Raw genomic sequence first — 12,221 nt, forward strand, 5'->3', positions numbered from 1 at the left:
AATGGAGTTCGCTACACGTAAATGTTAAATTATTCTAAAAAAATAGCTAACTCCTTTGAGTTCAAGTATTTTTGTTGTATGTTTTTTAGCCGAAATTCACTGTCAAAACGTAGGAGAGTTGGGAAAATCATTTTTCTCCCTTGTAGCAATTGCAAAGCTAAAGGATGGAATTGTCCTGTTTTTTTTCTTTTCTTTAAGGGCTTCCATATGCTTCGATCAAAAGCAATCTCATCGATAGATTCTGCATCTAAATGAACGGCGTAGTAGCGCTTGTTGATTAATTGGACAATCTCCTTTTTTGTAAAGATTTCCTGTTCCATTTTCCGGCAATAGCTACACCAATCCGTATGAATAAAGAGGAGCGTTTCGCGCGGAGAAACATTCAGGAGTGAATCCAGTTGTGCAAAATCAATCCAATTTATCCGCTCCTGTCCTTGAGAACAGAGCGGATAAAAGAATAGGATTAAGAGCACATATATTTTTTGGAAATGCTTCATATCCCAAATCCATGTTAATGAAAATGACCAACACGAAGGCCAAATGTATAAGTTCGAGGGCGTGTTGGACCGTAGATATAATCTGAATCACGTAGCGCTCCCTTGTCAAAGTCCTTCTGAAAAGCATTGAACATGTTTTGTACACCCCCAAAAATTTCAATGCTGAAATCTTTATGTATTGGAAAGGTATACCCTAGGCGGAGATTTAATTCCACAAAGTCCCGGGCATTTTTAAGGGTCATCACATCATTTTGAATGTGTGGAACAATCATTTTTCCCGTATATACTCCAGTCAGATCGATCGCAAATTGTTTGGTTGCTTTCAGGTTGCTATTCAAATAACCATAAATGTTGGGCGTACGGACATATTTTTTGGTGAGGATATCCTGCCCATCTTCTTTTCCTGTATAGATGATTTGGTCTTTCTTGTAACGTGAGCGCTGGATCGTCCCGCCGGTTTGGATAGAAAACCAGGAGGATGGCGCGATATTGATTTCAATATTAGAACCATACACCCGGGCCCCTTCACCATTTTGCATTTCCTGGATAATCAATCCGTCTTTTTCAGACGCCATGACGTTGACAAACTGATTATTTAGATCCGTGTAAAATCCCTCCACGAGCAAACTGGTTTGTACATTTCCGAAATTTTTATTGTAGCTAAAAGAACCTGTATACGCATTGGAGTATTCTGTTTTCAGATTTTCACCGATCAATACAAATACTTGGTTTCCGCCAATGGAAGTGACGTGCATGTCTTCATTAAATGCTTGTGGTGCGCGGAAGCCACGTGCATAGCCGCCTCTAAATTGAAGGTCTTTTGTGATATCGTATAAGATGGTCAACCGTGGGCTAAAGGTGCCGAAGCGCTGATCCGAGTTTCGGTTTATACCTGCAAGACTATATTTACCGTCAACATAGGTGTAATCATATCGCGCTCCGATTAACGTTTTAAAATTGCTTAAAGGCTTCCATTCGTATTGGGCATAACTGCCTAGTCCTTTGTTCTGCTGATCAATGGTTCGTTTATAACCTGGTATTTCATCCTGGGTATTGTTGTATGAAAACTCCACTCCGGCAGTAAATACATCTCTTTCAAAGTTGTAGGTATATTGTCCCCCGGCAACTAGCGCAATATCATTCGTTTTTCCATAGGCATTTGCTGCTAATGTGCTGTCCGCAAGGGTTGTTCCGCCCCCAAGACCGCCATAGTAGCTGTCGCGAACAGTTTTCTGTATAGAGCCATACAACGACATTTTTTGCTTATAATCTGTGGAATAGTGATCGTATGTGATTCCGCCAACAAGCGAACTGGTTTCCAACTGCTCGGTGATCTGCGTCAGGTGCGGTACTTTATCGAGTTGATCACCACCGCGGCGGAACTCGTTCACGGTGCTAAAGTCCACCGTTATCTTATCCAGGTCACTCGGCTTGTAAAATAATTTTGTGCCGAACGTGGTGTTACGAAGTTTGGTTATTTCCGAAAAACCATCACCATTCGCATCGTAAGCTTCCCGATTACGGTGCATACCGTAGAATGTGGCTCCTCTTTTGAGGTCTTCCGAAACGGTGGAGGTATTAAAATCCACTGTATTATCCCAGCTTTTGCCGCCAATGAGTGAGTTGGTGGATTTTACTTGCCAGTCGTTTTCTACCGGATCTTTTGTAATAATATTGATTGTTCCAGCGATCGCATTGGCACCAAATAATGCCGAACCACCACTGCGCACAACCTCAATACGATCGATCATACTTGTTGGAATCTGATCCAATCCATACACGATATTTAATGCGGAAAATACCGCCCTACTGTTGATCAATATTTGTGAATAGGGGCCTTCGAGGCCATTCAGGCGGACTTGTGAAAAGCCGCAATTCTGGCAATTGTTTTCTACCCGTACACCCGGCTGATAATTCAATGTTTCCGACATGGCAACAGATTGTGTTGCATTAAATAATTTAGGCCCTATGACATTGACAACCACGGGGGCGTCCTTACGTTTGACGCCATAGCGTGTAGCCGAAACAACGACCTCATCCAAATTGAGGTTGTCTTCTTCCAGTTGAATTTGCAAAGGCGACTTCAACGTGTCTAAAGAGATGACTTTGCTGAAGGAGCGATAGCCCACTGCCGATATATTTAAGGTTACTTTTTGCGTTGGTATGGCGGATAGCTTAAAGTACCCGTTTGGATCGGATGTAGTTGCGAGCTTGCTGTTTTTTAAAGTCAGTGTACCAGAGGGAACCGCCTCATGGTTTTTGTTGAATAAGTAGCCTTCAAGTTTTGATTGGGCGTATATAGTGGATGTACCAACCAGTAATGTGGCCAGTAAAGTGTATTGCTTTAGCATCGTAATTTTATGAAAATTTTAAAAATACAGGCCTCGTATAACATGATCTGTTCCTCGTTATGAACGGCGTTCAAGGCATTGCGTCTTATCGGAAGCAGGGTAATAGCTTGTTTCCGACAAGGTAATGTATGCCGATGAGCTCACTGAAACCATCGTAACAGTATTCAGCGAAAGTTCGCTATTGTAACAGGGACAATTCTCAAAGAAGAGGCAAATAAAAATGGGATCAAAGATGATATATTGATAGCGGTATTTCATGCTGTCGTTCTGGAGCCAAGCGATTTAGCACATACGTAATCTCTTACTTGTTTGCACCAAGTTCGTTTGATCGTTATGGAACTAGGGACAGGCCCTCGAAATCTTTGATTTTTGGTTTATGCTAAGCTGGGGGGACCACGTAAGTGGTAATGATCGATCGTTGTGGTGATCGCCTCCGGACAAAATGAATTATAATGCTCTTCTTTTACTTCACGCGGAATAGGAAGTTCAAGGACGGTAAATTCGGTTTGTACGTAGGTATTGTGATAGATGACATTGAGGTATTCGATCTGGTCATCTGTTTCTTGCGGCTTTTGTTTTTTTGTAAAATCATAAGGGTGGGTGTGCATGACAATTTCACCGGTTGATTTTACCTCCTTGTGCATAAAAACAACACCCGAAATAATAATCAGCGACATTAATACCAATTGGCATAATGCGATAAGCTGACGTGGGGATTTTGTTGTTTTTCGGTACATAAAAAAGCGCTACTTTTTAGGGTAACGCTTCAAAAATACGATTTTATTTTGTGAGTATTCGTGATCCACTCATTAAAAAATTATAAAGTTTCTATGTGCTAAGCTTAACTTGCTTCCTGATTATTTAATCAGATGATTGTTGTCGTCTGGAAATACAACGGAAGGTTTAAACTGCTTAGCTTCTTCAAAGTCCATGTTCGCGTAGGAAATAATGATGACGATATCGCCAACTTGAACCAGGCGAGCCGCAGCACCATTCAAACAGATAATACCTGATCCACGTTGACCTGGGATGACGTATGTTTCAAGACGGGCTCCATTATTGTTGTTTACGATTTGAACTTTCTCGTTAGCGATGATATTTGCGGCATCCATCAAATCTTCATCTATTGTGATACTACCCACATAATTCAATTCCGCTTGTGTGACTTTAACGCGGTGAATCTTGGATTTCATTACTTCTATTACCATGGCGCAAAGGTAGGGCTTTCTGCTGAATTTGAAAGATTTGTCAATTAATTTGACAAATTATTCAGAATCATATTATCAATCAAACGGACACCTTCAACCCAGCCAGTGACAAGTGCGACATGCTGCTTGCTGAAATCGATGTGGTTGACTTCTTTTAACGTTGAACTTTCACATAGCGCAAAGTATTCAACGCTAAGCCCATCGGTGTCTGTTAAAATCTGCAGGGCTTTGTCTTTTATTTCCGCTAGTGGGATAGGGTCATGTATATGATCTTTTACGAATTGCAGAGAACGGGAGAGTGCCAAAGCTGTTCTTTTTCCAGCTTCACTTAAGCGCGCGTTTCTAGAGCTCAGTGCTAGGCCGTCTTGGTCTCTAATGATAGGACATATCGCCAATTGAATCGCGAGATCCTTCATGGCTATCATGCGTTTAATAACCATGACCTGCTGAAAATCTTTCTGCCCGAAACAAGCAATATCCGGTTGTACCAATGTAAATAATTTATAGACCACCTGCGTGACTCCTTGGAAATGGCCGGGGCGTCTTTCACCTTCCCAAATTTGGTCCAGTTCGCCAAGATCGAGATGCCAGGCCTCATTTTTATCGGGGTACATCTCATCAACACTTGGTAAGAAAAGAATGTCGCAATCAACGGATTCCAGTAATCTGATGTCGTTTTCAATGGGCCGTGGATATTTTTCGAGATCTTTCGGATCGTTAAATTGTGTGGGGTTTACAAAAATGCTGCAAACACGAATATCACTGATCGGTTTTGCATAATTTAATAGGGATAAATGTCCTTCATGTAAAGCGCCCATCGTAGGGATTAGGGCGATTTTTTGACCTGTTGATCGGGCTTCTTGCAGGTATGCTTGGAGAGATGCTTTCGTTTTGAAAATTTCCACTTTGCTATTTAGTTTTTTGTTGGCAAAGGTGCATAATATTTTGGGAATATAAAACGATGATTAATAGTAAATTGCATAGTAAGTATTTTTTTCGTACCTTTGTAGACCGATTTTACTGTTCGAAAATAATAAATAAAAATAACTGGAGATGGCAAAAACGAAGATATTGTTTATTACTCACGAGATGTCGCCTTTCCTCGAATTAACTAAAATTTCTGAAATTACACGTCAACTTCCGCAAGCGATGCAAGAAAAGGGTTTTGAGATCCGGATCTTAATGCCGCGTTTTGGGAATATCAATGAGCGTCGAAATAGATTACATGAGGTTATTCGTCTTTCAGGCTTGAACATTGTTGTGGATAATAATGATAATCCGCTAATTATTAAAGTTGCTTCATTACCTGCGGCCCGTATGCAGGTATATTTCTTGGATAATGAAGACTACTTTCAGCGTAAAAAAGTTTTTAGTGATGAGCATGGCGAATTCTTTGCAGACAATAATGAGCGTTCGGTGTTCTTCTGTAAAGGAGCATTGGAAACTGTGAAGAAATTAGGTTGGTCCCCTGATGTAGTACACTGTCATGGATGGTTCTCTGCTTTGGTACCGGCTTACTTGAAGACAACGTATAAAGACGATCCTACATTCAAGGATGCAAAAGTGATGTACTCTTTGTTCAATGAAGAATTTAAAGGTACATTAGGTACAAAGTATGCTGAAATGGCGCCCGAGGGCTCCTTTAAGGCTGCGGATGCGCAGGTGTACGGCGATGGTAGTTATGAGGCGATCTACAAAGGTGCTTTGCATTTTACCGATATGGTGGTTGTCGCTGACGAAAATGTCAACACGGAAATAGTTGATTTTGCTCGATCAAAAGATATTCAGGTTTTTGAGCCTAATGGCGATCAGGACTACGATGCTTTTGGAGAAGTATATGATCAGTTTGCGCCAGAAGAAGTAGAAGCTTAAGCTTTACCTTTCGAAGCGTTTCGAAAAACAAACAGACAATAATATAGAAAAAGGCTATTCTCAAGGATAGCCTTTTTTTTATGCGACTCTTTTTCTTCTGGTCGAACCGTTATTTCAATGATTTTCGTTGCGCTACCTGCCAGAAACCTTTTGTCGCAATAAATATAGCTGCGAATTGCTATCTTCGCAGTAATCTGTCAATGATTTTAGATGTTCATACCAGGGAATCTCAGCGAAGATGAATCGGTTTTGATCTATACCTCATAGGTTAGGTTATCAAATAGCATACATTGGCTGTATTTTATTGTATATAATTCGTGTCATGAAAATTAAGGTAGGATTTGGATTTGATGTCCATCAGATGAAAGAAGGTCATCCATTTATTGTTGGTGGAGTGCAATTGGAGCATCATGCTGGTGCCTTTGGGCATTCTGATGCCGATGTGTTGGTCCATGCGATATGTGATGCCATTTTGGGCGCTGCCAATTTAGAAGATATTGGCTACCACTTTCCAAATACAGATATGCGCTGGAAAGGCATTAGTAGCTTATTGTTGTTAAAAGAATGTATGGCGCTGATTGCTGCGAAGGGATATACGCTTGGCAATATTGATGCGATGCTGTGTCTCGAAGCTCCTAAGATCAAACCCTATATTCCACAAATGAAGGTTAAACTGGCTGAAGCAACGGGTTTGGATATCGATGACATCTCTATTAAAGCAACAACAAATGAAACGATGGGATTTATCGGTCGTCAGGAAGGGGTGGTTGCCTATGCGGTTTGCTTGATTGAACGCGCGTAGTTCGCCACAATATTTTCACGTTTAAATTCTTGCTTTTGGCCCAATTAGTAATACCTTTGCCAAAGTAGGGATTCTTGGCACACTATCTGATAGAGTGTGCATTAATGTCTTAATTGAAGTCTTTAAAGATCAAAATGATGCCCTATCCAAGTTTGCAAAATGCAACTGCGGTTGGAAAAATGGTCTCTGCATTGCGGTCTTTACAATGAATAATATTTACGTCTGAAATTTAGTAAATAGATGAAACGAGTATCAAAAAAAAATCAACTTACTGAGGCTGATGTCAAGCGGTATACGTTCAATTTTTGGAAAATTATCGTCGGGATTGTCGCGATAGGTTTTCTCTTTATATTGAGTATACGTCTTGGCCTATTTGGAAAATTACCCTCCTTCAGTGATTTGGAAAACCCCAAAAGTAATTTAGCGTCTGAAGTTATCACGGAAGATCATAAGGTATTGGGAACGTATTATGTCCAAAACCGTTCCAATGTAAAGTATAGTGAATTGTCGCCTTATTTGGTCAAAGCATTGGTTTCTACAGAGGATAAACGCTTTTATGATCACTCCGGGATAGACTACTCACGGACATTTACAGTTATCTTTCACACCTTGACCGGTAACAAACAGGGGGGAAGTACCATTACACAACAGCTGGCTCTGAATCTATTTTCGGATGGACGGCAAAAGAATTTTCTAAAGCGTGTCATCCAAAAATTTCAGGAATGGATTACCGCTGTTCGTTTGGAAAGAAATTATACCAAAGATGAGATTATTACCATGTATTTTAATACGGTAGACTTTGGTGCTTATAATACCTACGGAATCAAATCCGCTGCGCGGACTTATTTCAATACGACTCCGGATAAACTGACGGCGGAACAAGCAGCCCTTTTGGTAGGAATGCTTAAAGGCCCGGGAGCATATTCTCCTGTGCGGTACCCCGAAAAATCACGTACGCGCCGTAATACAGTATTGAACAATATGGTTGCCGCTAATTTTATTTCGGCAGAGGAGGCTAACAAAGCGAAGGAGAAACCACTTGGTTTAGAACTGAAGATTGCAAATTACGGTGAAGGTTTGGCACCCTATTTTAGAGCGGTATTAAAGGATGAAATCAAAAAAGAATTCGCAAAATTGTCCATCACCAAACCAGATGGTACGCCGTATGACCTCGATCGTGATGGATTGAAAATCTATACGACGATCAATATGTCGATGCAGCAATATGCAGAGGATTCGCAAAAAGAATGGATGAAGCAATTGCAGTCTAAATTTTCCGCACAATGGAAAAATAGGGATCCTTTTAAAGGCGACAAAGCCAAACTGCTCATGAGTGGAATGAAGCGCTCTGACCGTTACCGTATTTTGAAAGAAGAGGGCTTGAATGAAGACGCAATCAAAAAGGCTTTCAATGTAAAGGTTCCGATGAATATTTTTACGTGGAAGGGAAGTGTTGATACGATGATGACGCCAATGGATTCCATTAAGTACAATAAACTCATGTTGCGCAATGCGATGATGTCTATGGAGCCGAAGACCGGACACATCAAAGCTTGGGTTGGTGGTATTGATTTTGACCACTTCAAATATGATCAGGTAAAAATGGGTACACGTCAAGTCGGATCGACGGCGAAACCATTTACGTACGCGGTGGCGATTGACAACGGTTATTCACCATGTTACAGTATTCCCAATTACCAACAAACCTATAATGGGTGGACGCCAAGAGGAAATGCACAAGGTGGGAACCCGATTACTTTAGCGAAGGCATTGGCTTATTCGCAAAACTATGCGACGGCCTATTTGGTACACGAAGTTGGTGCTGCAGAAGTGGCCGCATTGACTAAACGGATGGGTATAACAAGTGATGTGCCTAATTATCCTTCGATCTCATTAGGTGCTTATGAAGCGTCGGTCTTTGATATGGTGGGTGCTTATTCGGCATTTGTGAATCAAGGAACCTGGATTGAGCCAACTGCGATCTTACGTATTGAAGATAAAAATGGTACACCGATCTATGATAAAGCACCAAAGGTCGTAAAAGCCTTAAATAGTGAATCTGCTTATATTATTGTTGATATGTTGAAAAAGGTGGTATCCCAAGGTACGGCGAGACGTATTCAATGGATGTATAAGCTCACCAATCCAATTGGTGGTAAAACAGGTACAACCAACGATAACTCAGATGCCTGGTTTATCGGTATCACACCGGAACTGGTTACAGGGGTTTGGACCGGTGCAGAAGATCGAGGTATTAGTTTCGACAGGATGGAGTACGGACAGGGGGCCGCAGCAGCGATGCCTGTATTTGCGTACTATATGCAGAAAGTATATAAAGATTCAAATCTGAAGTATACCAAGGGCGATTTTGAGCAACCGCAGGGTGGGCTTACCCGTGTCATTGACTGTAATCAGTATTGGGGCGGTGGTGGCTCTGATGTCGAAGATGGATCTACGGATTCAAGCGGTAAAGATGCAACTAAACTAAAAGATGATCGCTTAGGTTTCTAAGTTATTTTAACGATTACCATTGGGCCAGATAATAAATTTTTTCGAGATTTGTTGTCTGGCCTTTTTGCTGAACATGTTTGATATTGGAACGTAATGGACGTATTTGATTATAGAGAAGAATTAAAAAAGATACCACATCGACCGGGAGTCTATCAGTATTTTGATAAAAATAGTGAGCTGATCTATATCGGTAAAGCGAAGGATCTGCGTAATCGGGTCGGTTCGTATTTCGTGAATGAAAATCAGCTGAATGGCAAAACCCGTGTTTTGGTTCGCAAGATCAACCGTATATCTTTTACTATAGTTGATACAGAGATTGATGCTTGGTTGCTTGAGAATTCATTAATCAAGAAACACAAGCCCAAGTATAATGTTCTGTTGAAGGATGATAAAACCTATCCATGGATTGTCATCAAGAACGAACCTTTTCCGCGGGTTTTTTGGACCAGACAATATATCAAGGATGGGTCTCGTTATTATGGCCCCTATCCTTCGGTGGGGATGATGCATATTGTATTGGATCTGATCCGTGAACTATTTCCCCTCCGTACCTGCAATTTGGCTCTCACACAGGAAAACATACGGAAAGGCAAGTTTAAGATCTGTCTTGAATATCAAATTGGAAATTGTAAGGGGCCCTGCGAAGGGTATCAGTCCGAAGACGACTACGATCAGAACCTGAGTGATATCAAGGATATTCTGAACGGAAAGATTGCTGTGGTGACCAATCGTTTAAAGGAAAGTATTGGTACAGCAGCAGCGGCTTTGGATTTTGAAAGGGCACAGTTAATGAAGGCCAAGTTGGATAAGCTGGACAACTACCAGAGCAAGTCGACGGTGGTCAACTCATCCATTACCAATGTGGATGTATTTAGTATTGCTTCAGACGAGGGTTACGCTTTTGTCAATTACCTGAAAGTCATGAATGGTGTTATTATTCAGACACAGACCCTCGAAATGAAAAGGCGTTTGGACGAGAGTGAACAGGAGCTTTTGGCCTTGGCCATACCGGAGATTCGGGAGCGCTTCAAAAGCCTCTCGCGGGAAATTATCGTACCTTTTGAATTGGATATTGAAGAGAACGAACGGATTCGATTTACGATTCCGAAGTTGGGCGAAAAGAAAAAATTGCTGGAACTTTCCCAAAAGAACGTGGCATTTTTTAGAAAAGAGCGTCTGTTGCAATATGAAAAGCTTAATCCGGATATTCGGACGGAGCGCATCTTAAAGCAGATGCAAAAAGATCTGCGCATGAATGTGCTCCCGCAACATATTGAATGTTTCGATAACTCGAATATTCAGGGGAATTATCCCGTATCGGCTATTGTTGTCTTTAAGGATGCAAAACCTTCGAAGAAAGATTACCGCCACTTTAATGTGAAAACCGTGGAGGGTCCCAATGATTTTGCCACGATGGAGGAGGCTGTTTTTAGACGCTATAGGCGATTATTGGATGAAGATCAGCCTTTGCCGCAATTGATCATTATCGATGGGGGAAAGGGGCAGCTGGGCGCAGCCTTAAAGAGTCTGCGCTTGTTGGGGATAGAACGGAAAGTCACGGTCATCGGCATTGCCAAAAGACTGGAGGAGCTATTCTATCCGGGTGATCAATATCCACTTTATCTGGATAAGAAGTCTGAAACCCTCAAGGTCATTCAACATCTCCGGGATGAAGCACACCGTTTCGGAATCACCTTCCACAGAAATCAACGTAGCCGCAAAACCTTCGTTTCAGAGCTGGAAAATGTTCCGGGTATTGGAAAAACAACGGTTGAGAAAGTGTTAACCGAGTTTAAATCGGTAAAAAAAGTGAAGGAAGCCTCCGATGAAGAACTAAAAAAAGTGCTTAATCTGAAACAGATTAAAGCACTTCGTGAATATTTTGCAACGTAAAAATTTAAAAGAAGAATAGTTCGTGCAGTCGAGGTCGGTAAAAAAGGTCTCCGTACGAACTTTTCAAAGCGAATTAATCATCGTAACCAAAACGTTTAAGGTAGTTCTTTTTACTTCTCCAGTCAGGAATCACCTTAACAAAAAGTTCGAGGAATACTTTTCCATCGATAAACTCTTCAATATCCTGGCGGGCATAGGTACCGACTTTTTTGATCATGGCACCTGCTTTTCCGATGATAATATTTTTTTGAGAGTCGCGCTCTACAATAATTTCGGCAGCAATACGTGTGATATTTGCTTCTTCTTTGTATGATGTGACGATTACCTCTGTACTGTAGGGGATTTCCTTATCGTATAGTTTGAATACTTTTTCACGGATCATCTCAGAGACGAAGAAACGCATGGATTTATCCGTTAGCTCATCTTTCTCATAATAGGCTTCGTGAATCGGTAACTTGTCCTTGATGTAGTGCATCACGGCGGCGACATTATGATTTAATTTTGCTGAAATTGCAAAAACGGTATCTGGATTTAATTTTTCCTGCCAAAATTCAATCTTAGCCTTGACCTCTTCTTCCGAAGATTTATCAATTTTGTTGATAAGCACGGCAACAGGGGAATTTGTTTTACGCAATTTCTCCAGAACATCGTTCTCATCGTATTTTTCGTGGATATCTGTCACAAATAAAATAATGTCTGCATCGATCAACGATCCTTGGACAAAATTCATCATCGATTCTTGTAAAGAATAGTTTGGTTTGATGACACCAGGGGTGTCCGAAAACACAATTTGATGGTCTTCATCGTTTACAATACCGATAATGCGGTGTCTTGTCGTTTGCGCTTTGGGTGTAATGATAGACATTTTTTCACCCACTAAAGCGTTCATTAGGGTGGACTTACCAGCATTTGGCTTTCCGATGATACTTACGAATCCTGCTTTGTGTGACATTTTTCTAAATTTTATTAGGATTACAAAGAAACAAAATATATCTTTGTACTCCAATTCGGAAGGATCATAATCTTGTTTTTTCAAAAGAAAAAAGCAATTTTGTTCAAAAATATATTGCGGGGTGGAGCAGTTGGT

General features: G+C 41.0%; 10 protein-coding genes. 4 read left to right on the plus strand and 6 right to left on the minus strand.

Annotation, left to right across the window (positions count from 1 at the left end; genetic code table 11):
- Positions 1 to 29 precede the first annotated feature (29 nt).
- The 5 genes from B4Z90_RS18485 to panC all read right to left on the minus strand — a co-directional run bounded on the left by B4Z90_RS18485 (position 30) and on the right by panC (position 4,961).
- Positions 30 to 497 carry a thioredoxin family protein gene (locus B4Z90_RS18485; protein WP_112374939.1) on the minus strand — a complete coding sequence of 156 codons (468 nt, stop codon included), beginning with the start codon at positions 495 to 497 and terminating at the stop codon, positions 30 to 32.
- A gap of 14 nt (positions 498 to 511) precedes the next feature.
- Positions 512 to 2,848: a TonB-dependent receptor gene (locus tag B4Z90_RS18490; protein WP_112374938.1), complete on the minus strand. Its 2,337-nt coding sequence runs from the start codon at positions 2,846 to 2,848 to the stop codon at positions 512 to 514.
- Positions 2,849 to 3,222: 374 nt separating this feature from the next.
- Positions 3,223 to 3,585, minus strand: a complete 363-nt coding sequence (locus B4Z90_RS18495) for a hypothetical protein (RefSeq protein ID WP_070570114.1) — start codon at positions 3,583 to 3,585, stop codon at positions 3,223 to 3,225.
- A 120-nt stretch (positions 3,586 to 3,705) separates the two neighbouring features.
- Complete coding sequence (gene panD / locus B4Z90_RS18500) at positions 3,706 to 4,056, minus strand: aspartate 1-decarboxylase (protein ID WP_070570112.1); 351 nt, start codon at positions 4,054 to 4,056, stop codon at positions 3,706 to 3,708.
- A gap of 44 nt (positions 4,057 to 4,100) precedes the next feature.
- Positions 4,101 to 4,961, minus strand: a complete 861-nt coding sequence (gene panC / locus B4Z90_RS18505) for a pantoate--beta-alanine ligase (RefSeq protein WP_112374937.1) — start codon at positions 4,959 to 4,961, stop codon at positions 4,101 to 4,103.
- 148 nt (positions 4,962 to 5,109) lie between these two features.
- Here panC and B4Z90_RS18510 point away from each other — a divergent pair, with 148 nt between their 5' ends.
- From B4Z90_RS18510 to uvrC, 4 genes are all read left to right on the plus strand, one after another.
- Positions 5,110 to 5,928, plus strand: a complete 819-nt coding sequence (locus B4Z90_RS18510; protein WP_286802935.1) for a glycogen/starch synthase — start codon at positions 5,110 to 5,112, stop codon at positions 5,926 to 5,928.
- 322 nt (positions 5,929 to 6,250) lie between these two features.
- A complete protein-coding gene (gene ispF / locus B4Z90_RS18515; protein WP_070570337.1) occupies positions 6,251 to 6,730 on the plus strand; it encodes a 2-C-methyl-D-erythritol 2,4-cyclodiphosphate synthase in 480 nt (159 codons plus the stop codon).
- 240 nt (positions 6,731 to 6,970) lie between these two features.
- Positions 6,971 to 9,241 (plus strand): penicillin-binding protein 1A, encoded by a 2,271-nt coding sequence (locus tag B4Z90_RS18520; protein ID WP_286802936.1) that lies wholly within the window; start codon positions 6,971 to 6,973, stop codon positions 9,239 to 9,241.
- 93 nt (positions 9,242 to 9,334) lie between these two features.
- Complete coding sequence (gene uvrC / locus B4Z90_RS18525; protein WP_115046553.1) at positions 9,335 to 11,134, plus strand: excinuclease ABC subunit UvrC; 1,800 nt, start codon at positions 9,335 to 9,337, stop codon at positions 11,132 to 11,134.
- Between the two features lie 73 nt (positions 11,135 to 11,207).
- Here uvrC and era read toward each other — a convergent pair whose 3' ends face one another.
- Entirely contained in the window at positions 11,208 to 12,086 is an 879-nt protein-coding gene (gene era / locus B4Z90_RS18530) for a GTPase Era (protein WP_070570335.1), read from the minus strand.
- Positions 12,087 to 12,221: the final 135 nt, after the last annotated feature.

The sequence above is a fragment of the Sphingobacterium sp. UBA5639 genome (genome assembly GCF_002421245.1).
Classification (GTDB): domain Bacteria; phylum Bacteroidota; class Bacteroidia; order Sphingobacteriales; family Sphingobacteriaceae; genus Sphingobacterium; species Sphingobacterium multivorum.

What these genes read in the sequence shown, in the direction of transcription:
- B4Z90_RS18485 (WP_112374939.1), bottom strand. Translation starts at nt 497, where the DNA reads ATGAAGCATTTCCAAAAAATATATGTGCTCTTAATCCTATTCTTTTAT.
- B4Z90_RS18490 (WP_112374938.1), bottom strand. Translation starts at nt 2,848, where the DNA reads ATGCTAAAGCAATACACTTTACTGGCCACATTACTGGTTGGTACATCC.
- B4Z90_RS18495 (WP_070570114.1), bottom strand. Translation starts at nt 3,585, where the DNA reads ATGTACCGAAAAACAACAAAATCCCCACGTCAGCTTATCGCATTATGC.
- panD (WP_070570112.1), bottom strand. Translation starts at nt 4,056, where the DNA reads ATGGTAATAGAAGTAATGAAATCCAAGATTCACCGCGTTAAAGTCACA.
- B4Z90_RS18510 (WP_286802935.1), top strand. Translation starts at nt 5,110, where the DNA reads ATGGCAAAAACGAAGATATTGTTTATTACTCACGAGATGTCGCCTTTC.
- ispF (WP_070570337.1), top strand. Translation starts at nt 6,251, where the DNA reads ATGAAAATTAAGGTAGGATTTGGATTTGATGTCCATCAGATGAAAGAA.
- B4Z90_RS18520 (WP_286802936.1), top strand. Translation starts at nt 6,971, where the DNA reads ATGAAACGAGTATCAAAAAAAAATCAACTTACTGAGGCTGATGTCAAG.
- uvrC (WP_115046553.1), top strand. Translation starts at nt 9,335, where the DNA reads ATGGACGTATTTGATTATAGAGAAGAATTAAAAAAGATACCACATCGA.
- era (WP_070570335.1), bottom strand. Translation starts at nt 12,086, where the DNA reads ATGTCACACAAAGCAGGATTCGTAAGTATCATCGGAAAGCCAAATGCT.